This window comes from Brachybacterium sp. (genome assembly GCF_036379615.1).
Classification (GTDB): Bacteria; Actinomycetota; Actinomycetes; order Actinomycetales; family Dermabacteraceae; genus Brachybacterium.
Genome location: NZ_DASVGJ010000068.1, coordinates 73893 through 98208, shown reverse-complemented (window position 1 = coordinate 98208; position 24316 = coordinate 73893). Strand labels below are relative to the sequence as shown.

24 protein-coding genes and 1 riboswitch are annotated in these 24316 nt (G+C 73.0%); of the genes, 15 read left to right on the top strand and 9 right to left on the bottom strand.

Going from position 1 to position 24316, the window contains the following annotated elements; translation table 11 throughout:
• Positions 1–73: 73 nt before the first annotated feature.
• The 3 genes from VF289_RS15430 (at position 74) to VF289_RS15420 (ending at position 3814) form a co-directional block, all read left to right on the top strand.
• Complete coding sequence (locus VF289_RS15430; RefSeq protein WP_330884788.1) at positions 74–1885, top strand: dynamin family protein; 1812 nt, start codon at positions 74–76, stop codon at positions 1883–1885.
• Positions 1882–3582 carry a dynamin family protein gene (locus VF289_RS15425; protein WP_330884787.1) on the top strand — a complete coding sequence of 567 codons (1701 nt, stop codon included), beginning with the start codon at positions 1882–1884 and terminating at the stop codon, positions 3580–3582. Before VF289_RS15430 ends, VF289_RS15425 begins: the two co-directional genes overlap by 4 nt.
• Positions 3583–3715: 133 nt before the next feature.
• The gene (locus VF289_RS15420) at positions 3716–3814 is read left to right on the top strand and encodes a 30S ribosomal protein bS22 (RefSeq protein ID WP_019174583.1); all 99 of its coding nucleotides are present in this window, start codon (positions 3716–3718) and stop codon (positions 3812–3814) included.
• Between the two features lie 99 nt (positions 3815–3913).
• Here VF289_RS15420 and VF289_RS15415 read toward each other — a convergent pair whose 3' ends face one another.
• Both VF289_RS15415 and VF289_RS15410 read right to left on the bottom strand, forming a co-directional pair.
• Positions 3914–4219, bottom strand: coding sequence for a glutaredoxin family protein (locus VF289_RS15415; RefSeq protein WP_330884786.1), 306 nt, complete (start codon positions 4217–4219; stop codon positions 3914–3916).
• Positions 4220–4359: 140 nt separating this feature from the next.
• Positions 4360–4890, bottom strand: coding sequence for a YceI family protein (locus VF289_RS15410; RefSeq protein WP_330884785.1), 531 nt, complete (start codon positions 4888–4890; stop codon positions 4360–4362).
• Positions 4891–4996: 106 nt separating this feature from the next.
• Between VF289_RS15410 and VF289_RS15405 the strand changes: the two genes are divergently transcribed.
• The 6 genes from VF289_RS15405 (at position 4997) to ccsB (ending at position 10571) form a co-directional block, all read left to right on the top strand.
• Positions 4997–5563 (top strand): MarR family winged helix-turn-helix transcriptional regulator, encoded by a 567-nt coding sequence (locus tag VF289_RS15405; protein WP_330884784.1) that lies wholly within the window; start codon positions 4997–4999, stop codon positions 5561–5563.
• A gap of 77 nt (positions 5564–5640) precedes the next feature.
• On the top strand, positions 5641–6288 hold the full coding sequence (locus VF289_RS15400; protein ID WP_330884783.1) for a histidine phosphatase family protein: 648 nt from the start codon (positions 5641–5643) through the stop codon (positions 6286–6288).
• A complete protein-coding gene (locus VF289_RS15395; protein ID WP_414644508.1) occupies positions 6285–6890 on the top strand; it encodes a TlpA family protein disulfide reductase in 606 nt (201 codons plus the stop codon). Before VF289_RS15400 ends, VF289_RS15395 begins: the two co-directional genes overlap by 4 nt.
• Positions 6887–7693: a cytochrome c biogenesis CcdA family protein gene (locus tag VF289_RS15390; RefSeq protein ID WP_330884782.1), complete on the top strand. Its 807-nt coding sequence runs from the start codon at positions 6887–6889 to the stop codon at positions 7691–7693. The genes VF289_RS15395 and VF289_RS15390 overlap by 4 nt, the downstream gene beginning before the upstream one ends.
• Positions 7693–9465, top strand: a complete 1773-nt coding sequence (gene resB / locus VF289_RS15385) for a cytochrome c biogenesis protein ResB (RefSeq protein ID WP_330884781.1) — start codon at positions 7693–7695, stop codon at positions 9463–9465. Before VF289_RS15390 ends, resB begins: the two co-directional genes overlap by 1 nt.
• Complete coding sequence (ccsB, locus tag VF289_RS15380) at positions 9462–10571, top strand: c-type cytochrome biogenesis protein CcsB (protein ID WP_330884780.1); 1110 nt, start codon at positions 9462–9464, stop codon at positions 10569–10571. The genes resB and ccsB overlap by 4 nt, the downstream gene beginning before the upstream one ends.
• 127 nt (positions 10572–10698) lie before the next feature.
• On the opposite strand, the gene VF289_RS15375 is transcribed toward ccsB, so the two are convergent.
• Entirely contained in the window at positions 10699–11010 is a 312-nt protein-coding gene (locus VF289_RS15375) for a PLD nuclease N-terminal domain-containing protein (RefSeq protein WP_330884779.1), read from the bottom strand.
• 154 nt (positions 11011–11164) lie between these two features.
• Here VF289_RS15375 and VF289_RS15370 point away from each other — a divergent pair, with 154 nt between their 5' ends.
• Positions 11165–11503, top strand: a complete 339-nt coding sequence (locus VF289_RS15370) for a DUF4229 domain-containing protein (RefSeq protein WP_330884778.1) — start codon at positions 11165–11167, stop codon at positions 11501–11503.
• Here VF289_RS15370 and VF289_RS15365 read toward each other — a convergent pair.
• From VF289_RS15365 to VF289_RS15350, 4 genes are all read right to left on the bottom strand, one after another.
• Complete coding sequence (locus VF289_RS15365) at positions 11484–12380, bottom strand: 1,4-dihydroxy-2-naphthoate polyprenyltransferase (RefSeq protein ID WP_330884777.1); 897 nt, start codon at positions 12378–12380, stop codon at positions 11484–11486. The genes VF289_RS15370 and VF289_RS15365 overlap by 20 nt on opposite strands.
• A gap of 209 nt (positions 12381–12589) precedes the next feature.
• Positions 12590–13912, bottom strand: coding sequence for an AMP-binding protein (locus tag VF289_RS15360; protein ID WP_330884776.1), 1323 nt, complete (start codon positions 13910–13912; stop codon positions 12590–12592).
• A 1-nt stretch (position 13913) separates the two neighbouring features.
• Positions 13914–14909 (bottom strand): 1,4-dihydroxy-2-naphthoyl-CoA synthase, encoded by a 996-nt coding sequence (locus VF289_RS15355; RefSeq protein WP_330884775.1) that lies wholly within the window; start codon positions 14907–14909, stop codon positions 13914–13916.
• Positions 14906–15505, bottom strand: a complete 600-nt coding sequence (locus tag VF289_RS15350; protein ID WP_330884774.1) for a GNAT family protein — start codon at positions 15503–15505, stop codon at positions 14906–14908. The genes VF289_RS15355 and VF289_RS15350 overlap by 4 nt, the downstream gene beginning before the upstream one ends.
• Positions 15506–15559: 54 nt before the next feature.
• Here VF289_RS15350 and VF289_RS15345 point away from each other — a divergent pair, with 54 nt between their 5' ends.
• Genes VF289_RS15345 through VF289_RS15335 form a run of 3 tightly spaced genes read left to right on the top strand, consistent with a single transcriptional unit; the run spans position 15560 to position 20001 of the window.
• On the top strand, positions 15560–16537 hold the full coding sequence (locus VF289_RS15345; RefSeq protein WP_330884773.1) for an o-succinylbenzoate synthase: 978 nt from the start codon (positions 15560–15562) through the stop codon (positions 16535–16537).
• A gap of 51 nt (positions 16538–16588) precedes the next feature.
• Complete coding sequence (menD, locus tag VF289_RS15340; protein WP_330884772.1) at positions 16589–18472, top strand: 2-succinyl-5-enolpyruvyl-6-hydroxy-3-cyclohexene-1-carboxylic-acid synthase; 1884 nt, start codon at positions 16589–16591, stop codon at positions 18470–18472.
• A gap of 14 nt (positions 18473–18486) precedes the next feature.
• A complete protein-coding gene (locus tag VF289_RS15335; RefSeq protein WP_330884771.1) occupies positions 18487–20001 on the top strand; it encodes a S1C family serine protease in 1515 nt (504 codons plus the stop codon).
• 3 nt (positions 20002–20004) lie between these two features.
• Here the strand turns inward: VF289_RS15335 and VF289_RS15330 are convergent, their stop codons facing one another.
• Positions 20005–21303: a chorismate-binding protein gene (locus VF289_RS15330; protein ID WP_330884770.1), complete on the bottom strand. Its 1299-nt coding sequence runs from the start codon at positions 21301–21303 to the stop codon at positions 20005–20007.
• A gap of 200 nt (positions 21304–21503) precedes the next feature.
• On the opposite strand from VF289_RS15330, the gene VF289_RS15325 reads away from it, so the two are divergent.
• Positions 21504–23141, top strand: a complete 1638-nt coding sequence (locus VF289_RS15325; RefSeq protein ID WP_330884769.1) for a DUF6350 family protein — start codon at positions 21504–21506, stop codon at positions 23139–23141.
• On the opposite strand, the gene VF289_RS15320 is transcribed toward VF289_RS15325, so the two are convergent.
• Positions 23119–23535: a hypothetical protein gene (locus VF289_RS15320; RefSeq protein ID WP_330884768.1), complete on the bottom strand. Its 417-nt coding sequence runs from the start codon at positions 23533–23535 to the stop codon at positions 23119–23121. The two genes, VF289_RS15325 and VF289_RS15320, sit on opposite strands and share 23 nt — an antisense overlap.
• Positions 23536–23592: 57 nt before the next feature.
• Here VF289_RS15320 and purN point away from each other — a divergent pair, with 57 nt between their 5' ends.
• Positions 23593–24165, top strand: a complete 573-nt coding sequence (gene purN, locus VF289_RS15315) for a phosphoribosylglycinamide formyltransferase (protein WP_330884767.1) — start codon at positions 23593–23595, stop codon at positions 24163–24165.
• 47 nt (positions 24166–24212) lie between these two features.
• Positions 24213–24292, top strand: a riboswitch (ZMP/ZTP riboswitch).
• Positions 24293–24316: the final 24 nt, after the last annotated feature.

The following is a 24316-nucleotide window of genomic DNA, read 5'->3' as shown; positions in this document are numbered from 1 at the left end:
GCACGTCCCGGTCATGGCCCGAGCCTGCCACAATGTCGCTCAGCAGATCAGGGGCACCGAACGAAGGGGAGACATGACGACTCGGACGACCCAGGTCCTCGACGCCTTCGCCGAGCACCTGCGCGCTCTCGAACTGCCCCTGCCGGTCGAGGGAGCCGACCAGGCCCGCGCGGAGACGCAGGCGGCGCTCTCGCAGCTCGGTGACCACGTGATCCCGCGCCTGGAGTCGCTGGACGCGCCGCTGCTGGTGGTGATCGGCGGCTCCACCGGCGCCGGAAAATCCACCCTGGTCAACGCGCTGGTGGGGCATCCCGTCAGCCGGTCCGGCGCGATCAGGCCCACCACGCGCCGGCCGGTGCTGCTGCATCATCCCCACGACGAGCCCTGGTTCACCGGCACCCGCATCCTGCCCGGCCTCGCCCGGGTCCACGCCGGCCAGTCACGCGACCTCGAGGCGCCGGGCGCAGGGGACACCACCGGTGATGTCGACCCCGCCACCTCCCTCGAGCTGAGCGGCCAGGACCGCATCCCCCAGGGTCTCGCCCTGCTGGACGCCCCGGACATCGACTCGATCGCCATGGGCAACCGGGAGCTGGCCCGGCAGCTGCTGCGCGCCGCGGACCTGTGGCTGTTCGTCACCACCGCCAACCGCTACGCCGACGCCGTGCCGTGGGAGGTGCTGCGCACCGCCGCCGAGCGCGACGTCACCGTGGACGTGGTGATGAACCGGATCCCGCCGCGCGAAGGGGTCGCCGAGGAGCTCGCGGAGGACCTGCGCGGCATGCTCGAGCGCAACGGCATCGCCGTGGACCGGCTGTTCCTGGTCCCCGAGACGGAGATCGACGCCGAAGGCATGCTCCCTCCCGCCGTGATCGCTGAGCTGCACGCGCACCTCTCCACGCTCGCGGCCGACGGCGAGGCCCGCAGCCGCATCGCCCGGCGCACCCTGGCGGGAGCCCTCGACGGGCTGGCCGGCTCCGCGCGGGAGATCGCCGAGCACGCCTCTGCCCAGGACGTCGAACGACAGCGCCTGCGCGACCAGGCGATCACCGCCTTCTCCGGAGCGCGCGAACGGATCGACGAGGCCCTGGGCGATGGTTCCCTGCTGCGCGGCGAGGTGCTGGCCCGCTGGCAGGACGTGGTGGGCACCGGGGAGTTCTTCCGCGGCGTGGAGTCCCTGGTGACCCGGGCCCGGGATCGCCTCGGTCAGATGCTCAGCGGCAAGCCCGCCCCGGCCGTCGCCGCGGAGCAGGCGCTGGGCACCGGACTCGTGCACGTAGTGATCGACGAGACCGCCCGCGGCGCCGAACGCGCGGACACCGCCTGGCGCTCCTCGGCGGCCGGCCGCTCCCTCGCCGAGGGCAGGGACCTCTCCCGGCTGCCGGACGGCTACGCCGAGGAGGTCTCGGCCCAGATCCGGGCCTGGCAGGGCGACGTGCTCGAACTTGTCCGCGCCGAGGGGGCGGACCGGCGCACGAAGGCGCGGCTGCTCTCGCTCGGGGTCAACGTGGTCGGCGTCGCCCTGATGGTGGTCGTGTTCGCCTCGACCGCCTTCATCCCCACCGGTCTCGAGGTCGGCGCCGGGGCGGCGACCGCGGTGGTCGGCCAGAAGCTGCTGGAGACGATCTTCGGTGACGAGGCCGTGCGCCGGATGGCCGCGACCGCCCGCGAACGGCTCACCACCCGCCTCGACGCGCTGGTCGCCACGCGCTCGAGCCCCTTCGTCGAGCTGCTCGACGAGCTCGGCGAGCCGGGCGGCGGCGAGCTGCTGGGAGCCGACGCCGACGCCCTCGCCCAGCTCGCCCAGGACATCCGGACCGACGGCACGGCCGCCGACAGCAGCGCCGGCACCACGGCGCCCGCCCGGGACGAGGAGGACGCATGAGCCCGCTGCGCAGCCGTACCTCGAAGGGGACCGCCCCGCTGGCCGAGCGGATCGACGCCCTCGAGACTGCCGTCTCCCTGCTCGAGGGGGTCGCCCCCGAGCAGACGGCCCAGGAGGTCCAGGACGTGCTGGACCGCATCGATCGCCGCCGTGCCCTGTCGGCGGAGCACACCGTCGTCGGTCTGTTCGGAGCGACCGGATCGGGCAAGTCGTCCCTGGTCAATGCGCTGGTCGGCGCAGAGATCTCCCGTGCCGCGGTGCGCCGCCCCACCACCTCCTCGCCCGTCGCCGCCGTGATCGGGGATCGCGGCAGCGACGCCCTGCTGGACTGGCTCGAGGTCGAGGAGCGCCACCCTCTCGACGGGACCGAGACACCTCTGGCCGCAGCCGCCGGCCGGCCCCCGCGCGGTCGTCGGGCCCGGCGCGAGGCGTCCCAGGGCGGCGAGGGCACCCCCGGCCTCGTGCTGCTGGATCTGCCCGACCTCGATTCGGTCGAGACCGCGAACCGCGCGATCGCCGAGAGGATGACGGGGATGGTGGACGTGATCGTGTGGGTCACCGATCCGCAGAAGTACGCCGACTCCGTCCTCCACCAGGAGTTCGTGCGCCCCTTCGCGGGCCACGACGCCGTCACCGTGCTGGTGCTCAACCAGATCGATCGGATCCGGGAGGACGAGCGGGAAGCGGTGCTCGCCTCTCTCTCCGAGATCGCCCGCCAGGACGGACTCGAGCACGCCCCGGTGCTGGCGACCTCCGCGAGCACGGGGGAGGGGGTCGAGGAGCTGCGCGAGCACCTGCTCACGATCGCCCGCAGCCGGGAGGCCGTCGCCTCCCGCCACCGCGCCGATGTGCGCGCGGCGGCCGAGTCCCTGCAGGAGACGGCCGATCCGACCGGGATGGCCGCGGACGTCTCGCCCGCTGACGTCGATGCGCTGGTGGAGGATCTCTCCGCCGCCGCCCGGGTCGAGCCGGTGGCCCGCGCCGTCGGCGCCTCCTACCGTTTCCGCGCCGCCGGGAAGGTGGGCTGGCCGCCGCTGCGCTGGGCCCGAGGGCTGCGCCCGGACCCGCTGGGCCGACTCGGGATCGGCCGCGAGCGGGACGCCGAGGGGCTCGAGCGCACCTCTCTGCCCGAGCCCGACGCCGCTGCCCGCGCCCGCGCCTCCGGCGGGGTGCGCCGCTTCGCCGATGCCGCCTCCACCGGGGGCGGTGATCCCTGGCGTGCCGTGGTGCGCGACGCCGCCCGCGAGGGGGAGGATGCCCTGCCCGATGCGCTGGACCAGGCGGTCGCCGGGGCCGATCTGCGCGCCACCGGCAGGTCATGGTGGTGGCCGGTGCTCGACGTGCTGCAGTGGCTCGCCCTGCTCACCTGGGTGGTGGGGCTGGGATGGCTGGCGCTGAACGCGCTGCTGGCGTTCCTGGGCGTTCCCTCGCCGCCGATGCCGATGGTCGAGGAGCTGTGGATCCCGATCCCGCTGCCCACGGTGCTGGTGGTGCTGGGGATCGCTGCGGGACTCCTGATCGGAGTGGCGGGAGGCGTGGTCGCGGCCCTGGTCGGGGCGTGGCACCGCCGCCGGGCGCGTCGGGTGCTGCTGGCCCGGGTGCGCGAGGTGGCGCAGCGGCACGTGGTCTCACCGGTCGCCGCGGAGCTCGCCCTCGCGCAGGACGCTGCGAGGGAGATCGCACTCGCGCGAGGCTGAGCGTTCGGCGCAGCAGTGTAGAATGAATGGTCGACCGTGGCGTCGGGCCCGCACGAGCGAGTCTCCGCGGGCCGCGCATTCCTGATCCGCTGCACCATCCCGCAGGCATCGGCCTGCAGAACAGAGGCAACCTATGGGTTCTGTCGTCAAGAAGCGACGCAAGCGCATGTCCAAGAAGAAGCACCGCAAGCTGCTTCGCAAGACTCGTCACCAGCGTCGCAACAAGAAGTGACGTCGGCATGACATGCGACGGCCCCCACCAGATGGTGGGGGCCGTCGCATGTCATGAGGGCCTCGGACGCTCTCCGGACCAGGAGCCGGGCGCGGCCGGTCAGGCGCGTCCGGTGAGCCGGCGCCACCAGGGCCGACGGGCGAGCGCCGTGCGCAGCTGCTGGGCCTCGACCCGGTACTTCGCGTGGACCTTCCCGTCCACGATGATCACCGGCACGTCGTGGTCCCAGTCCGCACGCAGCTGCTCGTCCTCGTCGATGTCACGCACCTCGACGGTGGAGCCGACGCGATCGGCCTCCGCACGCACCACCGGCAGCGCCTCATCGCACAGATGGCAGCCCTCGCGGGTGAGATAGAGGACGCGGGCGTCCGGGTCGGCGGTCGAGGGGATGTGCGGGGTGCTCATGGGCGCACCATATCGGCCGCTCCGAGGGGACCGGGCACTCCGAGGGGGCCGGGCACGACGACGGGCCGCCCGCGCAGTGCGGACGGCCCGTCGGGTGCTCGCGGTGTCGAGGCTCTCGGCGTCGACGTCGCGGGAAGGGATCAGGCGGAGGTCGGAGCGGTGAACTCGGCCTCGATGAGGATCTTGACGTTGTCGCCGACCATCACGCCGCCGGCCTCGAGGGCGGCGTTCCAGGTGAGGCCGAACTCCTTGCGGGAGATGGTGGTCTCGCCGGTGAAGCCCGCGCGGTAGATGCCGAAGGGATCGGTGGCGGCGCCCTCGTAGGTGAAGTCCAGCTCGACCGGCTTGGTGATGTCGCGGATGGTGAGGTCGCCGATGAGCTTGTCGCCCTCGACCTTGGTGGAGACGAAGCGGAGCTCGGGGAACTTCTCCGCGTCGAAGAAGTCGCCGCTGCGCAGGTGGTTGTCGCGGTCCGGCTGCGAGGTGTTGATCGACTCGGTCTTCAGCGTGGTGGAGAAGGCCAGGCTCTCGCCGTTCTCGCCGACCTCGAGGGTGCCCTCGACGTCGGTGAACTGACCCCGGGCCTTGGAGATGCCGGCGTGACGCACGGTGAAGGCCGCGGAGGTGTGGGCGGCGTCGAGGGTCCAGGTGCCGGGAGTGAGGTCGTTCATGGGTTCTCCTTGAGAAGATCGGGGTGGGCAGGTGATCGGACTCGATCACCGAACTCGTGCTTGAAAGATAAACTAAACTGCGGGAAGATGGCAAGCAGTCGATCCCATGGAAGAGGTAAACGTGATGCAGGACACCATGTCAAGCGGGGAGGATCGGGCGTCCACGCCCGAGGATCTCTGGCTGACCAGCAAGGAGCAGGAGGCGTGGCGGACCTTCCTCTACGCCACCACGCTGCTGAACGACCGCTTCAGCGAGGCGCTGCAGTCCGATCCCGAGATCGACCTGACCCTCGGCGAGTACGAGATCCTGGTGCGCCTGTCCGAGGCGGAGCAGAAGTTCCTGCGCATGTCCGAGCTGGCGGACAAGGTGGTGCACTCCCGCTCGCGGCTGACCCACACCATCAGCCGCATGGAGAAGCGCGGCCTGGTGGAACGGGTGCGCTGCTCCGATGACGGCCGTGGCCGGCAGGCGCAGCTGACGGCCGCAGGCGAGGCGATGCTCGAGCGCGCCGCCCCCACGCACGTGCGCTCGGTGCGGACCCTGCTGCTGGACGTCGTCGGGCACGACGACCTGCTCGAGCTGGGACGGATCCTGGCCAAGACGCTGGACGAGGACGCCCCGATCGCCATCGGGTGTCCGTCTGCTCACGGGACGGTCGCCCCGTCCCGCTGATCCGGAGGTTGGGTTGGTACCGTGAGGCGGCTCGGGCCCGAGCCCGCAGCGCGAGAGCGAAAGAGGGATCACCGCCCATGACCACCACCACGGTCCACCTGGTCCGCCACGGCGAGGTGCACAACCCCGAGCGCATCCTGTACGGGCGCCTGCCCGGGTACCGCCTCAGCGACCGTGGTGAGCAGATGGCCGGACTGGTCGGGGAGCACCTCGCGGACTCCGACATCGCCCTGGTGCGTTCCTCCCCGCTGCTGCGCGCCCAGCAGACCGCCGCCCCGATCGCGGCGCCCCACGGGCTCGAGGTCCTCACCGATCAGCGCCTGGTCGAATCGGGCAACCACTTCGAGGGGCACCGGATGGGCCACGGCGAGGCGACGCTGAGCGATCCGCGCAACTGGCGCTGGTTCCTGAACCCCTTCCGTCCCTCCTGGGGCGAGCCCTACCGGGAGCAGGTCGCGCGGGTCGTCTCCGCGGTCCACGAGGTGCGCGCCGAGGCCGAGGGCCGTGAGGCCGTGCTGGTGCTGCACCAGCTGCCGATCTGGGTGACCCGCCGCAGCGCCGAGGGCAGGCCCCTGTTCCACGATCCCCGCCGCCGCCAGTGCGGACTCTGCTCGGTCACCAGCCTGCGCTTCGTCGGCCCGCACCTCGCGGACGTCGGCTATGCCGAACCGGCCGCGGCCCTGTACGCGGGGGCGATCGACGCCACCGGAGGCAAACTGACGTGACCGCCCGACACCTGCCCGTGCACCCCACCCGTCGGGCGCTGCTGGGCCTCGCCGCCGGTGTGCCGGCCGCGCTGCTGCTGGCAGCCTGCGGCGCCGACACCTCCGAGCGCTACAGCTCCGGGGACTCCGGCTACGTCTCCGGCAGCGGAGTGGCCACCGAGATCGCCCCCGCGGACCGCGGCGAGGCGCTCGAGATCGAGGGCACCACCTACGACGAGGAGGAGTTCTCCTCCTCCGAGCACCACGGCGAGGTGCTCGTGGTCAACGTCTGGTACGCCTCCTGCCCGCCCTGCCGCAAGGAGGCCCCGGACCTGCAGGCCATCCACGAGGAGTACGCGGAGCAGGGCGTGAGCCTGATCGGGGTCAACGTGCGCGACTCCGCCGGGCCCGCCCGCGCCTTCGAGGAGACCTACGGCATCACCTATGCCTCGATGCCCGATCCGGACGCCGAGATCATGTACTCGCTGCGGGGACAGGTCGCTCCCAACGCCGTGCCCTCCACCCTGGTCCTGGACCGGGAGGGCCGGGTGGCCGCCCGGATCTCGGGCGCGGCCGATCCCTCCGTGCTGCGCGCCATGATCGACGCGGTGATCGACGAATGATCGTCGCCGAGGTCGGGGCCGCCTTCCAGGCCACGGCGCTGTCCGGAGCCCTGCTGCCGGCGCTCGCCGTGGCCGCCGCCGCGGGCCTTGTCGCCTTCCTCTCTCCCTGCGTGCTGCCCGTGGTGCCCGGCTACCTGGGCTATGTCTCCGGGCTGGCCGGCCAGGGCGCCGTCGCCCGGGGCGCGGTGGGTGCCCGGGCCAAGCCCGCACGGCCCTCCACCGGGCGCATGCTCGCCGGCAGCGCCCTGTTCGTCGCCGGGTTCTCCGTGGTGTTCATGGTGCTCGGCGGCTTCGCCGGTGCACTGGGATACCTGCTCCAGGAGCATGCGGTGTGGATCAACCGCGTCGCGGGGGCGGTCGTGATCCTCATGGGCCTGGTGTTCATGGGCGTGTTCCCGGGCCTGTCGGCCACCCGCTCCGTCTCCTCGAAGCGGCCCGACGCCGGTCTGCTCGGCGCCCCGCTGATGGGGCTCATCTTCGGCCTGAGCTGGACGCCGTGCATCGGCCCCACCTATGCCGCGATCATCGCGCTCTCCCTCGACGGCGGGGACGGGGCGGTGCTGCGCGGCGGCATCCTCTCCCTGGCCTACTCGCTCGGCCTCGGCATCCCCTTCGTGCTGTTCGCGCTGCTGTTCGAGCGCTCCCTGGGCCTGAGCAAGAAGCTCGCCGCCCACCGACGCGCCATCGGACTGCTCTCCGGTGCTCTGCTGATCGCGATCGGCGTGCTGCTGATGACCGGGGTCTGGGCGACGTGGATGAGCCAGCTGCAGGGCATGATCTCGACCTTCGAACCGGTGGTGTGATGACCGACGAGCACACCGGGACGCCCCCGGATCCCGAGACCGGCCAGGACGCGACAGCAGGCCAGGATGCCGCGGCCCGCCGGGCGGGCCAGCCGGAGCAGGCCGCCCCGAGCGGCACCTGGAGCAGCAAGCCCGAGGTCGACGGGAAGCGCGCGGTCGCCCCGTCCCTCGGCCTGCGCGGCACCCTGCTGTTCCTGTGGCGCCAGCTGACCAGCATGCAGACCGCGCTGATCCTGCTGATGCTGCTGGCGATCGCCGCGGTGCCCGGGTCCCTGTACCCGCAGCGCAGCGTGAACCCGACCCTCACCGAGCAGTTCCTCGAGGAGAACGGCCGCTGGGGAGAGTTCCTCGATGCGCTCGGCGCCTTCGAGGTGTTCTCCTCGCCATGGTTCTCCGCGATCTACCTGCTGCTGTTCATCTCGCTGATCGGATGCATCGTCCCGCGTGTGGGCGTGCACCTGAAGCAGCTGCGGGCGCGCCCCCCGCGCACCCCCTCCCGCCTGACGCGCTTCACCGGATACACCCGGGTCGTGCTCGCGGACGCGGACGGCGACGCCCTCCTGGAGCGCGCCCATCGCAGCCTGCGCCGCTCCCGCTATCGCACCGAGGTGCGCGAGGAGCGCGGCTCCCGCTCGGTGAGCGCCGAGCGGGGCCTGCTGCGGGAGACCGGGAACCTGCTGTTCCACATCTCGCTGGTGGGTGTGCTGGTGTGCATCGCCGGCGGCCAGCTGACCAGCTACCGCGGGCAGATCACCGTCATCGAGCAGGACGGCTTCGCGAACTCGCTCACCCAGTACGACTCCTTCGAGTCCGGGGCCTGGTTCGACGAGAACCAGATGCCGGACTTTCGCTTCACCCTCGAGGATTTCCGCGCCACCTACGTCCAGCCCGGCGAGTCCGGGACCGTGGGCGAGCCGCGCTCCTTCGAGGCGGACGTCCGGGTGACCACCCCCGGTCAGGAGCAGCTCGCCCGGACGATCCAGGTCAACAAGCCGCTGCACGTCGACGGCGCCTCGATGTACCTGCTCGGCAACGGGTACGCCCCCGAGGTCACCGTCACCGACCCCGAGGGCAAGGTGGTCGCGGAGGGACCCGTGATCACGGTGCCGATGGGCGACCTCGGCTACACCTCGCAGCTGGTGATCAAGGCACCCGACGCCCGCCCCGAGCAGACTGCTGTGGTCGGCTACTTCCTGCCCACCGGCGAGATCGACGAGAAGGGCCCGCACTCGATCTACCCCGATGCGCTGGACCCCCAGCTCGCGCTCACCGTGCACCAGGGCGACCTCGGACTGGACTCCGGCGTCCCGCAGAACGCCTACGAGGTCGACGTCACCACCCTCACGCCCATCGCGGGGGAGGACGGCGCCCCGGTGCTGGTCCGCCTCTACGCGGGCCAGGAGTTCCAGCTCCCCGACGGCACCACCATCAGCTTCGACGGGCTGCGCCGCTATGCGGCCTTCGACATCGCCCACAACCCCTTCGAGCGGTGGATCCTCCTCAGCTCGCTGACGGCCGTCGGCGGACTGATCCTCTCCCTGTTCGTCCCGCGCCGCCGGATCTGGGTGCGGGTGCGCGAGAGCGCCGAGGGCACGGTGCTCGAGCTGGCCGGGCTCGCGCGCAGCGACGATCCGGCCCTCGCGGATGATGTCCGCTCCCTGGCCTCCTCGCTCTCGACGGCGCAGGATGGGACCACGGACGGGACGCACCGCCCCTCAGACGACCGGCCCTCCCGGGCCGCCGACGACTCCTCCGAAGGAAGTGCACAGTGATCAACGAGCAGTTGGCGGAGCTCTCCAATCTCGCCCTCGTGGTGACGATCGTCCTGTACGTGCTCGCGCTGATCGGCTTCGGCGCCGATCTCGCCTCGCACTCCCAGCGTCGCAGCGATGCGCGACTGGCCGCCCGTGAGGCCGAGCGCCTCGAGGGCCGCGAGAGCGAGGGCGCCGAGCGCACCCTCCAGTCCGCGACCGTGGGCACGGCCGCCGCTGGTGGCTCGACCGGGGCGGCGCTCCCGGCCGACGCCGACGGGCCGGGCGATTCCCGCGCGGCCCGGCCCGCCGAGGACGGGCCGGCCCCCGGCACCATGACGGCGCAGCGGTTCGCCTTCCTGCTCACGGCCGCGGCGACCGTGCTGCACCTGGTCGGCGTGGTCACCCGTGCCCTGGCCACCCAGCGGGTGCCCTGGGCCAACATGTACGAGTTCGCCACCACCAGCACCGCCGTGGTGATGATCGCCTTCCTGGTGTTCAGCCTCCGGCGCGTCGAGCTGAGGGCGCTGGGGACCTTCGTGGTCGGCCCCGTGCTGCTGGTGCTGCTGCTCGCCCAGACCTTCTGGATCGTGCCCGCCGCGCAGCTCACCCCGAGCCTGCAGAACTCGCACTGGATCTACATCCACATCGGCGTGGCCATCATCGCCACCGCCCTGTCGATCCTGGGCGCGGTGGTCGCCGGAATGCAGCTGCTGCAGGCCCGTCACGAGAACGCTCTGGTGGAGCGCGCTGGCGCCGGCGAGGAGCACCCCGAGCACTGGGGTCGCTTCGGCCACGTGCTGGACCGCCTGCCCTCCTCGACCGTGCTCGAGGCGCTGAGCTTCCGCATCCACTCGGTGGCCTTCGTCTGCTGGACGTTCACGCTGATCTTCGGAGCGATCTGGGCCCGCGAGGCCTGGGGCCGCTTCTGGGGCTGGGACCCCAAGGAGGTGTGGACCTTCATCATCTGGGTGATCTACGCGGCCTACCTCCACGCCCGCGCGACGGGCGGCTTCCGCGGCAGCCGTGCCGCCGGGCTCGCGCTGGCCGGGTTCGTGGCCGTGGTGTTCAACTACACCATCGTCAACACCGTGATCAACGGCCTGCACTCCTACTCCGGGCTCTGAGACTCCGGACCCAGGGAGACTCCGGCCCCAGTGAGACTCCTGACCCAGATGCTCAGGGCTCCCAGGGGCGGTCGCTCGGGCCTCACCTCGCCCCGCAGGGGCGGCTGTGCGCGGAGGGCGCGGAGGGCTATGCCTCGTCGCCGTCCTGCTCCCGACGCTCGCGCCGCTCACGGCGGATGTCCTCGTCGAGCTGGCGCAGGAAGTCGGGATCCTCGTCGGGGGCCGTCGGGCCCTTGCGCTGCTGCCGACCGGTGCCGCTGCTGCGCTCCTTGCCGACGAACAGCCAGGTGATGGGGCCCACCCAGGGGATCAGCACGATCAGCACGATCCATGCCCATTTGGGCAGGCCCCTGACCTTCTCGTCCTCCGTCTGCACGCAGTCTGCGAGCGCGAAGACGGTCAGGGCGATGGAGAGAACTGCGATGATGCCGCGGGCCATGGCCGAAGTGTAGGCATCGCACCTGATCGTGGGGTGAACCTGCGGTGGATCCGCAGGGAGAGCCTGGTCGCGGGCGGTGGCGCGGGCCGTGGGGTGCGTGCGGCGCGGAGCGGGCGTGGAGGGAAGGCGCCGGCAGGAGAACTATCCTGCAGGCATGCGTGATTTCCTGCTCTACGCCGTCATCCGTCTGGGCCTGTGGGCCCTGATCTGGTGGGTGCTGACCCTGGTGGACGTCGGCGTGATGCTCGCCGGGGTGCTCGCGGCGCTCCTCGCGATGCTCATCTCGATCCTGTTCCTGGATCGCCTGCGGCAGGGTGCGGCGCTGCGCTGGAAGGCGGCCGACGAGCGCCGCGCGCAGCGGCGCGGCGCGGACGTCGACGAGGACGCGGAGTACGAGGACACCCTGCTGGACGATGCTGCCACGGAGGACGCAGCGGCGGAGGACTCCGTCGGCCCCTCGCAGCTGCCGGACCTCAGAGCAGAAGACCGATGAGCAGCAGCACGGAGTAGACCAGCTCGAGCCGCCCTGTCGCCCCGAGCACAGGGATCAGGTCACGACCCGCGGCCCCGCCGAGCACCGTCCGCACCGGCCCGATCGCGAGCGGCAGCGCCAGCAGCACCAGCGCGGCCAGCCACTGCACCACCATCACCGGCACCATCAGCACGAACGGCACCACCAGCGTCGCCGCATACAGCATCCGGGTGCCGCGGTCGCCGAGACGGACGGCCAGGGTGCGCTTCCCGGCGATCCGGTCGGTGGGGATGTCGCGCAGGTTGTTGGTGAGCATCAGCGCGACCGCCAGCAGTCCGATCGCGATCGAGGCCGAGAGCGCCACCCAGGACAGAGCGCCGGTGATCGCATACGCGGTGCCGTTGACGGCGACCAGGCCGAAGAAGACGAACACGAACAGCTCGCCGAGTCCCAGGTAGCCGTAGGGCTTCTTCCCGCCGGTGTAGAACCAGGCGGCGGCGATCGCGGCGGCGCCGATGATCAGCGCCCACCAGATCTGGGCCAGGACGATGAGCACCAGCCCGAACAGTCCGCCGAGCGCGAGGGCGCCGATCGCGGCGCGTCTGACGGTCGCCGGTCGTGCGGCACCGGAGCCGGTCAGGCGGAAGGGCCCCACCCGATCGTCATCGGTGCCGCGGATGCCGTCGGAGTAGTCGTTGGCGTAGTTCACACCGATCTGGAGGCTGAAGGAGACCGCGAGGGCCAGCAGGGCGCGGGGGATCACCAGCGACCAGTCGACGCTCCCGTGGAGCGCCTCCAGCTGCCACACGGCCGCACCGGTCCCGGCGGCGACCGGGGCGAAAGCGGCCGGAAGGGTGCGGGGACGGGCGCCCTGCCTCCACTGCGACAGGGTGGCCATCGTGCTCCTCGGGGTCCGGGTGGGGTCTCCGGCCGCCGCGCGGCGGCCCTGACGAGGATACGCCGGGGCCCGGGCCCGCACGCGGGCCCCGTCCCGAATCACATCGCGCTCCCGCCCGGCGCGGGGCCGTCCCCGGGGTGCGGGGTCCTTCCTCGGGGTCGATGGCGGTCGATGGCGGTCGATGGCGGTCGGAGGCAGGCGGAGGCGGGCTACGCGGTCCGGGTGGCGGCGAGACGGCGGGCCGTGGCGCGATCCACCTTGCCGATGCCCAGCAGCGGCAGCTGCTCGACCACGTGCACGCGCTTGGGGATCATGTGGGCGGGCACCTCGGAGGTGCGCAGCGCGGAGCGCACCAGCGCCGAAGCCTCCGCCGGGTCCATCCCCGGCTCGAGCGTCACCAGCGCCTCGACGCGCTGTCCCCAGTCGGGGTCCTCGACTCCCACCACCACGCTCGCACGCACCATCCCGCGCAGCATCAGCGAGCGGTCGATCGCGCGCTCCACGTCCTGGGGCAGGACCTTGCGCCCGCCGGAGTTGATCACGTCGTCGGCTCGTCCCAGCACCGTCAGGGCTCCGTCGGCGCCGAGCTCGGCGAGGTCGGAGGTGAGGAAGGAGCGGGGCGGAGCAGTCATGGGGGAGACGGCGTCGGCCGTGAAGGGTCCGTCGTCGTCACCTCCGTCGGGGGTGAGATAGCCGAGCGCGAGGGTGGGGGAGGTGATCCGCAGGCGCCCTGCTCCGGAAGCGTCGGCCCCGTCGAGACCCAGCGCGACGCCGGGCAGCGGGACGCGGTCGTAGACGCAGCCGCCCGCGGTCTCCGAGGAGCCGTAGGTGGTGCGCACCGCGATCTTCTGGGCGCGGGCCCGGGCGAGCACGTCGGGGCTGGTCGCAGCGCCTCCCACGAGCACGGCGGCGAAGCGCTTCAGCACCCCGCGGGCACGGGCATCGGACCCGGTGGCGCCGGTGACGATGCGGGTGAGCTGGGTGGGCACCAGCGAGGTGAGCGCGGGCAGGCCGGCCCGGGCCGCCTGCTCGAGGACCGGCTCGGCGAGAGCGGTGAAGGCGTCTGCGTCGAAATGCCCGCGCAGGTCCGGCAGCGGATCCGGCAGGGCCGGGGCGTGCAGGCCGAGCACCTGGGCGGTGCGATGCGCACGAGCCAGCACCTGCACCCCGGCGATGTGGGTGGGGGGCAGCAGCGGCAGCCAGAAGCCGTGGCCGCGGGTGTCCGGTGCGGTGCCATCGGCCGCGAAGAGCTGCGCGGTCGCCTCCTGCGAGGCGCGCAGCGCCTCCCGGCTCAGCGCGACCGCCTTGGCGCTGCCGGTGGACCCGGAGGTGGGGACCACCAGCGCGGTGTCCTCGAAGCCGGCCGGCAGCTGCGCGGGCGGGTCGAAGGGCCCCAGCCACAGCCGGGCCCGGCCCTGCATCATCTCGCCGATCGCGGCGGCGTGCGCAGCGAGCGAGGTGGCGGAGGCGTCGTCGACGGGCGGGACCAGCCAGGGCAGATCTCCGGCCGACGGCAGGACGGCGGGGCTCATCTCAGCCCTGCGGGTGCGGGAACTGCGACCAGTCGGGCGCGCGCTTCTCGAGGAAGGCGTCGCGGCCCTCGGCGGCCTCATCGGTCATGTACGCCAGGCGCGTCGCCTCCCCGGCGAAGACCTGCTGGCCCATCAGCCCGTCGTCGGCGAGGTTGAAGGAGAACTTCAGCATCCGGATCGCCTGCGGGGACTTGGTGGCGATGCGTGCGGCCATCTCCAGCGCCGCGTCCTCGAGCTCGGCGTGGTCGACGACCCGGTTGACCGCACCCCACTCGTAGGCATCCTGGGCGGAGTACTCCTCGGCCAGGAAGAAGATCTCCCGGGCCCGCTTCTGGCCCACCTGCTTGGCGAGATAGGCGGAGCCGTAGCCGCCGTCGAAGGAGCCGACGTTCGCGTCGGTCTGCATGAAGCGGGCGTGCTCGCGGGAGGCGATCGAGAGGTCGCTGACCACGTGCAGGGAGTGCCCGCCGCCGGCGGCCCAGCCGTTGACCATCGAGATCACCACCTTGCCCATGGTGCGCATCAGGCGCTGCACCTCGAGGATGTGCAGCCGGCCCGAGGAGCCGGTGCGCACCTGCGAGGTCTCTGCCAGCTCCTCGACCTCCGCGTACTCGTAGCCGGCACGGCCGCGGATCCGCTGGTCGCCTCCCGAGCAGTAGGAGTGGCCGCCGTCCTTGGGGGAGGGGCCGTTGCCGGTGAGCAGGATGACGCCCACACCGGTGTCGAGGCGGGCATGGTCCAGCGCCCGGTACAGCTCATCGACCGTGTGCGGGCGGAAGGCGTTGCGCACCTCGGGACGGTCGAAGGCGATCCGCACCGTGGGCAGGTCGCGCTCGGTGCGCTCGCCGTCCGCGGACTCGATCCGCTCCACGGCCCGGTGGTAGGTGATGTCGCTCAGCGCGGGCCCGCCGTGCTCGGCCGCGGGCACCTCCCGCCAGCGGTGCGGGTCGAAGGTGTCGGAGACCTTGCGGGGCAGCGGAACAGGCGGCGTGGTCATGGACGCCAGGGTAGTCCGGTGACCGGGGGTGACGGATCTGTGACGAGCCGCCCGTGGGTGAGCACGTCCACGCGCTCCCCGTCGAGGAGGAACTTCCCGCGCTCGGTGCCCTCCTGCACGAAGCCCGCGGCCCGGGCCACCGCGCCGGAGGCCGGATTGTTCGCGCGATGGCCCAGCTCGAGCCGCTCGAGACCCCAGCCGCCCTCGGCCGGCGGGGTCAGCGCCCGCTCGGCGACCGCGGCGGCCGCCTGCGCCATGAGGCCCTGTCCGCGATGCGCGGCGTGCAGCCAGTAGAAGAACCAGGCGGCGCGATTCTCGTGATCGATGCTGAGCGCCACCAGGCCCACCAGGGCATCGGACCCGTCGGCGATCGCGACCGCCCGACGCTCCTCCTCGAGCAGCCACTCCACCTGGTCCCCGGCCTGCTCGAGGGTGGTGACGGTGCCCTGGCGCGCCATGTCCGGGGCGGAGCGGTAGGCGGCCAGCACCGCCGGAGCATCGTCACGGTGCAGCGGACGCAGGTGGAACCCTTCGACAGGGGAGGACGCGACAGGGGAGGACGCGACAGGGGAGGACGCAGAGGGGGAGGAGATCACTCCTGCATCCTGCCCACTTCTCCGACCGCCTGTCAGCTCATTACCCTCGAGGGCATGCAGATCCCCTCCGCCCTGCGCGAGCACGGCATCGACCGCGTGCACGCCTACTCGATCCCGATGACCACCCGCTTCCGCCGGATCACCGAGCGTGACGGCCTGCTGCTGCACGGTCCGGCCGGCTGGGCCGAGTTCTCCCCCTTCTGGGACTACGAGGCCGAGGAGTCCTCCGCCTGGCTGCGGGCGGCGCTCGCCGACGCGACCGCCCCACGGCCGGAGCCCCTGCGCGCACAGATCGAGGTCAATGCCACGATCCCGGTGGTCGCCCCGGTGCTCGCCCACCGTCTCGCCCGGGTGGGAGGTGCCCGCACCGCGAAGGTCAAGGTCGCCGACCCCGGCGTGAGCCTCGCCGAGGACGCCGAACGGCTCGAGGCGGTGCGCGATGCGATGGGTCCGCAGGCCCGGATCCGCATCGACGCCAACGGTGCCTGGACCCGCGAGGAGGCCCTCGCCGCCCTGCCCGTCCTGGACCGCGCGGCCGCCGGCCTCGAATACGCCGAGCAGCCCTGCGCCGCCCTCGAGGACCTCGCCGCGGTGCGCCGTGCCCTCGATGTGCCGATCGCCGCCGACGAATCGGTGCGCCGTGCCGAGGACCCGCTGCGGGTCGCCCGCGCCGGCGCCGCAGACCTGCTGGTGATGAAGGTCCAGCCGCTCGGCGGGGTGCAGCGCTGCCTGGAGCTCGCCGAGCAGGCGGAGCTGCCCGTGGTGGTCTCCTCCGCGCTCGAGAGCAGCGTGGGCCTCGGAGCGGGTCTCGCCCTCGCAGCGGCCCTGCCGGAGCTGCCCTACGCCTGCGGGCTCGCCACCGCGTCCCTGCTCACCGGGGACCTCGTCGAGGAGCCGCTGCATCCGCGGGAGGGAAGCCTCCCGGTCACCCGCCAGGAGCCGACGCCGGAGCTGCTGGCGCGCCACGCCGCCGTCGGCGAGCTCACCGCTCGCTGGGAACAGCGGCTCGCGGACTGCGCCGCGCTCCTGTGAGCACCCCTGCCCCGCTCCGCACCCCGTCGTCGCCCGCACTACGCTGACGGGGTGCACCAGCGAACATCCCCGATCATCCCGTCGGCCTCGATCCCCGCCCCGCGCGCCTCGGGCTCCGGCGCGGTGGACGAGTCCGTCGCGCTCTGGTGCGCACTGGCGGAGCTGGGCCTGCGTGATGCGGTGCTGGCCCCCGGCTCGCGCTCCGCACCGCTGGTCTACGCGCTGGCCGCCGAGGAGGTGGGGGAGCGCATCCGCCCCCACGTGCGGATCGATGAGCGCGCCGCCGCGTTCACGGCGCTGGGGCTGGGGCGGCACGACCCGGAGCATCCGGCAGCGGTCGTCACCACCTCCGGCACCGCCACCGCCCACCTGCATGCCGCGGTGATGGAGGCCCATCACTCCCGGATCCCGCTGCTGGTGCTCACCGCGGACCGTCCCGCCGAGCTGCGCGAGGTGGGAGCGAACCAGACCACTCGTCAGGCGGGGATGTTCCGCTCGCTGGTGCGCCTGGCCGTGGACCTGCCCGCACCCACCGCCGGGGGTGCCACCGCTGTCGAGCTGCGCACCGCGGTCTCCACCGCCGCACGGGCCTTCGCCGCGGCGACCGCCGAGAACCCCGGCCCGGTGCACCTGAACCTCTCCTTCCGCGACCCGCTGGTGCCGCGGCCGGGCAGCGATCCCGCCGACGGGGCGGTGCGCGGCGGGGATCCGGCGCACGTAGAAGGCCGGGCGCGCGCAGAAGGTCAGGCGCATTCCGAGGACAGGGACAGGATCGTGCTCACGCGGCGGGTCCGTCCCGCGGCCCCGGCGGCGCAGCCCGTGCCGGTGGATGAGCGCACGGTGGTGGTCGCCGGGGACGGTGCGGGGCCCGCCGCTGCGGAGCTCGCCGCCCGCCACCAGCTCCCGCTGCTGGCAGAGCCCAGCTCCGGCGCGCTGCACGGCTCCTCGCTCGTGCCCCGCTATCCCGCGCTGCTGCGCGAGGTGATGGCCGACCCCCACCATCCGCTGAGACCGCGCCGGGCGATCGTGCTGGGCCGACCCACCCTCTCCCGCCCCGTCGTCGGCGGGCTGCTCGGCGCCGAGGACGTCGAGGTGATCGTGGTCGATGAGCATCCGGACTGGCCCGATGTCGCCCGCCGCGCCCAGCTCGTGGTCCCTGCCGCCGTGGGCGAGGAGGTCGGCGAGAGGACCGGCGAGGGCACTGACCCCGCCGATACTGCTGATGCCACCGGCGCCACGGATGCCACAGCGAGCTCGGACGCCCTGCGCGCACAGGAACGTCGCCGTGAGCACCTGGAGGCATGGAGCGCCGCGGCGGCACGGTCAGCCGCCGCCCTGCCCGGCACCTGGCAGCAGCGTGCCGCGCTCGCCGTCTGGAACGCCTCCGGGCCTGGTGACGTGCTGGTGCTCGGCTCCTCCAGCCTGGTGCGGGACCTCGAGCAGCACGCCGGCCCCACCGCCGCCCGGGTGATCGCGAACCGCGGCCTGGCCGGCATCGACGGCACCACCGCGATGGCCGGCGGCATCTCCCTCGCGCACGCCGCCATGGGCCCGGCCGGACGCGCCTCCCAGCGCGCGGACGGCAGCGGTGGCCGGGTGCGACTGCTGGTCGGCGACCTCACCGCCCTGCATGACCTCACCGGGCTGCTCGTCGGCCCGGAGGAGCCCCGCCCTGTGGTGGACGTGATCGTGGTCGATGACGGCGGGGGCCGGATCTTCTCCGGTCTCGAGCACGCCGCCGCCCCGCCCGCCCTGCTGCGACGCTTCTTCACGACCCCGCACGGCGCGGACATCGCCGCCGCCGCCACCGCACTCGGCGCCGCAGCCCTACGGCTCACCCCGGGCGAGCTGCCCGCCGCGCTCGCCGCGCCCGCCGACGGTATCCGCGTGCTGGTCGTTCAGCAGGCATCCAGCGCGGACTCGACAGATTCCTGAGCAGGGATGGTGGGATGGTCTCCATGAAGGACGAGCACGCACCGCAGGACCACGCATCCGATGGCCCGGACGGCGCCTCCGGCGCTCCCTACGGCGCCTCGGGCGCCCCGTACGGCGCCCCCGGCGCTCCCTACGGCATCCCTGATGCGCAGAACCGCACCTCTGACGCGCAGCACGGGGTGACCGCGGCCCCCTACGGCGCGCCGCACGGCGAGAGTCCGTGGAGTGGGAGCACGCCGACCACGAGCAGCCCGGCCGTCAGCGGCCCGGGGGATTCGAGCCCCGCGCAGTGGGGCCCGGCCGACGGGACGCGGCTCCACGAGGCACGGACCGCCCAGCTTCCGGCCGCGAATCCGGCGCTCCGGGGAGACTCTGCTCCTGCCGCGCCTGCTGCCGCGCCCGCCGCCGCGCCTCGCCGGGGGCCCGGCTGGGCCGGGGTCACCGGTCTGGTCGCGCTCGGCATGCTGCTCTCCAGCGGGGCGACGCTCGGCGGCGTCGTCGCCTATGACCAGCTCCTGTCCCCGGAGCCCGAGGTCTCCTCCGCGCAGAGCGCCGGCACGAGCACCGAAGCCCGGCCCGCGGCCGCCGCGACCACAGGAACCCCGGATTGGGCGGGCGTCGCCGCGCAGGTCTCCCCGAGCACGGTCGCGATCCAGGTCGCCACCGGAGGCGGCTCCAGCCAGGGCACCGGCGTGATCCTCGATGAGCAGGGCTCGATCCTCACCAACAATCACGTGGTCGACGGCGGAGAGGAGATCCAGGTCACCCTGGACGACGGAGCGAGCTACCCCGCCACCGTGGTCGGCACGGACTCCACCACCGACCTCGCCGTGATCCGCCTGGACTCCGCCCCGGAAGGTCTCCAGCCCGCCACCTTCGCCGATTCCTCCACCGTCACGGTGGGTCAGCCGGTGATGGCGCTGGGCACCCCGCTGGGGCTCGAGAACACAGTCACCACGGGCATCGTCTCCGCGGTCGACCGCCCGGTCACGGCCTCCGGAGAGGAGTCCGACGGCTCCGACGCCACGTACACCTCGGCGCTGCAGACGGACGCCGCGATCAACCCCGGCAACTCCGGCGGACCGCTCGTGGACGCCGCAGGACAGGTGATCGGCATCAACACCGCGATCGCCGGGATCCCGGACGCCTCCGGCCAGGCAGGCAGCATCGGGCTGGGTTTCGCGATCCCTTCCAACACGGCCGCTCTGATCGCCGAGCAGCTGCAGGAGGACGGTACCGCAGAGCATGCGTTCCTGGGAGTGACCAGCACCGACGGTGCCGCCTCGAGGGAAGGCGCGATGATCCGTGGCGCCGAGGTGGTGAGCATCGAACCGGGCAGCCCCGCCGACGGGTCGGGACTGGAGAAGGGGGATCTCATCACCGGTGTGGACGACGTCCCCGTCGGCGGAGCCGCCGCGCTGACCGGGGTGGTGCGCGGTCTGGAGATCGGCACCACCCACCACATGGAGGTGGTGCGCGACGGCGACGTGCAGCGCATCGAGGTCACGCTCGGCGAGCGCCCCTCCTGAGCATCACTCGGACTGCTCCCCGCGGAGCGCCCGCAGCATGGGCCGGCACTTCGCGAGGGCCTCGGCATGCTCCGAGACCGGATCCGAGGCGGCCACCAGCCCGCCACCCGCCTGCAGCACCACCGTCCGGTCGTCGACCAGGTGCGCCATCCGCAGGGCGATCGCCCACTGCCCGTCACCGTCGGCGTCCATCCACCCCACCGGGGAGGCGTAACCGCCGCGGTCGTGGGGCTCCAGGCGCGCGATGATCTCGTCCGCACGCTCCCGCGGCGTTCCCGAGACGGCGGCCGAGGGGTGCAGTCGGGAGGCGACGTCCAGGCTGGTGGTGCCCTCGCGCAGTCGCGCCGTGACGTCCGAGGCCAGGTGCTCCAGGCCCGGCAGGCGCAGCACGAACGGCTCGGGGGAGACCTCGATCTCCTCGGCCAGGCCCTCCAGGCGCTCGACCACCGAGTCCACGGCGAAAGCGTGCTCGGAGAGCTCCTTGGCATCGGCGCGGAAGGCACGGCGGTCCACCTCGTCCAGCTCGCCGTCGTCGGCCACCGGGCGGGAGCCGGCCAGCACGCGGGAGAAGACCCTGCCGTTCTCGGTCTGGGCGAGCATCTCCGGGCTCGCGCCCACGATGTCCTCCAGGTGGTACACCCAGGTGCTGGGATAGGCGCGGGCCAGACGGGTGAGCATCACGGCGGGGGAGAGCGGCGCCGGGGTGCGCACGGTGGTCCGCTCCGAGAGCACCACCTTCTCCGCGCGGCCGGCACGGATCTCCGAGACCGCCTCCTGCACCAGGGCCTGGTACTCGTCCGGGGTGTGCGCGGCCTCCACCTCGAGGGGGACGGAGAGGGGGTCCGGGACCGGGGACGAGGGGAACAGATCGCGCCAGGAGGTGGGCAGCACCGGCTCCTCGTCCACCCCGACCACGGTGAGGAAGGACTCACCGTCGTGCACGCCCAGCAGCGCCCGCGGCACGCGCAGCGACGAGGGGCGCTCCGAGGTGTCGGCGTAGGAGAAGCTGCCCAGAGCGATCAGGCCGCTGGTGCGCACCCGCACCTCGTCATCGATCCGCGAGCGGGCGGCGACCTGCCGGAAGGCGGCGCTCGCGGCGGCGAACCGGTGCGGACCCGCGGTCTGCACGGACCACGCCGTGCCCAGAGCGACCACGCCCTGTCCGTGGCGCAGCCAGGCGCCGCTGACCGCGGCGGGCACATGGCCCAGCAGGTCGACCTCTTCCTCGATGCGCTGAGTGCGGACATACAGCGTCACCGCGGGTTCGGCGGCGGCATCGGAGGGCAGGATCGGGGCAGACATCCGTGCCATTATGCGGCACCTCGAGGCACCGGTGCCGTGACTCGTGTCCCGTCCCCAATTGCGCGGCGGCGCCGCGGCGAGGTGCGACCATGGACCGGCGACACCCTCTGCGGGAAGGCGCGGCCGCCCCGGCCCCGTCCCCTGTGCGATCCGTCGCGCAGCACCCCGACCCGCCGTGACCCTTCCCGAGGAGCAAGTGCGTGAGCAGCCCCGTCGACTCCATCGCGACACCTCTGGTCCGGGGCGTGCTCGGGGCGCTGTCCTCGCTCGGCATCGCCCTCGCCGTGGTGGTGGTGCCCGCCCTCGCCGCACAGGTCGCCGGCTCCGCGTCGAGCGCGACAGCACTGGACGCCATCCTGCTCGCGCTGGGCGTCCTCGTGCTGGGCCACGGCGGCGGCATCATGGTGAGCACAGGAGTGATCGACGGCCCCGTGACGCTCACCCCCTTCGGTCTGCTGCTGCTGCTGGTGCTGCTCTCCGCCGTCGCGATGCGACGGGTGGGGCGCGCACTGCGCCCCGTGCGGGACGACGGCCTGCTGCGGGCCGGCGCGCTGCGGGACGTGGGCTCGTCCCTGGGCATGTACGCGCTGGTCTATGCCATCGGACTCGCCGTGCTGGCAGGCATCGGTCGCAGCGCCGACGCCGCCCCGGTGGTCACCTCGGCGGTGGTCTCCGGACTGCTGGTCGCCGTGCTGGGAGGCCTCATCGGGCTGCTGTGGTCCCTGCGGCGGGACCCGACGGACGCGGTGCCCGGAGTGCGGGTGCTCGACCTGCTGCCGGCTCCCTACGGGGATGTCGCGCGGGCGGCGCTGCTGGCTGTGACCGGTCTGCTCGGGGCCGGGATGGCGCTGGTGGTGGTGCTGCTGGTGGTCTCCGTCCCCGCCCAGTCGGCGCTGTTCGACAGCCTCGACCCCGGGATCGTCGGCGGGCTCGTGCTCACCCTGATCCAGCTCGCGCTGCTGCCGATGGTGGCCGTCTGGGCGCTGACGGTGCTGCTCGGCGGCACCGTCGGGGTGGGGACCTCCACCGGCATCTCGCTCGACGGTGCCGAGACCGGAGTGCTGCCGGCGCTGCCGCTGCTGGGCGCCCTGCCCGGCCCGGGAGACTTCCCGGCCGTGGTCTGGCTGCTGCTGCTCGTGCCCTCGGTCCCGGTCGCGCTCGGAGCAGTGCACCTGGTGCGGGATGTCGCGGACCTCGACCGACGGGACCGGATCACCGCCTGGGTCGCCTATCCGATCGTCGTGATCGTCGTCTGCCTGCTGGTGGCCGGGCTCTCCACCGGAGGGATCGGCGACGGTCGCCTCGTCCACCTGGGCCCCCAGATGAGCACCCTCGCCCTGCCGCTGATCGGCGTGGTCGCGGTGAGCACCGCGCTGGTGCTCGGTGTGCTCGGGACCCCGCTGATCCCGTGGGCCCGTCGCTCCGCGCTCTCGCTGCGTGAGCGGATCGAGGCCGAGGAGCGCACCGAGCGCGGCGCGACGGCGACGGATGGCGTGACGGCGACGGCCGGCGCGGGCGGACAGGACACGGAGACCGTGGAGAGCGCGGAGGGCGAAGCGCGCACGCAGGACGACGCGATGCGCACAGAGGACGGGCACGGCGAGGACCTCGATCCCGCCGCGGACTCCGATCCCCCCGAGCACTCCGACGACGGCTCAGCCGCTGCCGAGCTGGAGGACGAGGACGCAGGCCTCGAGGCCGATGCCTGGACGCTGCCCGGCCAGCAGGACCCCGCCGCCGCCGAGGGCCCGGCATCGGACCCGGCAGCGGGGGAGGAGACGCCCGGCCGACGCTCCGCCCGGAAGAGCTCCTGGATCAGCCGCCGAGAAGACCGCTGACCCACTGGGACATCGCGCCCGGCAGCTCTGCCTGGCACTGGACGCGCGCCTGCTCGGTCAGGGCGGTGTCGAGACAGGCCTGGTGCTGCGCCATCGGGCCGTAGAACACGATGCTGAGCACGGCGCCGGTGATGATCATCAGCGTGGCCGGCACGCCGAGCAGGGCACCGATCACCGCCATCGAGTAGCGGCGCTCGCGGATCGACTGCACGATCAGGGGGATCAACAGCACCAGGGCGACCAGCGCCGTGAGTCCGGAGAACAGCGAGAAGGGCAGCGGCGACAGCATCAGCAGCAAGGAGGCGAGCATCGCGAGGGTCAGCCCGCCCACCAGCCCTCGCCCTCGGGCAGGCTTCTGGTCCGAGCGGGGGTCGGGGGCGGTGTCGCTGTTCATCATCACCATTGTGCCTGCTCGAGCCGACTGCGGGCGCGCGGCGTCTACCCTGGTGCCGTGACCCGCCTCCCCGTCGTCGTCCTCATCTCCGGCACCGGCTCGAACCTCGCCGCCCTCCTCGACGCCTCCCTCGCCGAGGACTGCCCCTACCAGGTGGTGGCCGTGATCGCTGATCGCGATGCCTCCGGCCTCGAGCACGCCCGCCGCGCGGGCCTGCCCACGCAGATCGTGCGCCTGGGCGACCACCCCGATCGCAGCGCCTGGGACACGGCGCTCGCCGCCGCGGTCGCGGCCCACCGTCCCCAGCTGGTGGTGCTCGCCGGCTTCATGAAGCTCGTCGGCCCGCCGCTGCTCGAGACCTACGGCGGCCGGATCGTGAACACCCACCCCGCGCTGCTGCCCTCCTTCCCCGGCGCGCACGGCGTGCGCGACGCCCTCGCCCACGGGGTGAAGGTCACCGGATGCAGCGTCATCGAGGTCGATGCCGGCGTGGACACCGGGAGGATCCTCGCCCAGAGAGCCGTCGAGGTCCTCGAGGACGACACCGAGGCGAGCCTCCACGAGCGCATCAAGGCCGTCGAGCAGCCACTGCTGGTGGACGTCGTGCGGCGCCTGGCCGCCGCCCGCTGAGACGAAGGGCCCGTGCCGTGCCCGGCACACGGTCCGTCCCCGATACAGTGGCCCCACACGACTGGCGAAGGTGGGCGACCACCGGGGAGTGACGACGTCGTGGGCATCGACCGCCTGGGTGCCCGCCGCAAGCAGATCCGACAAGGAGCAC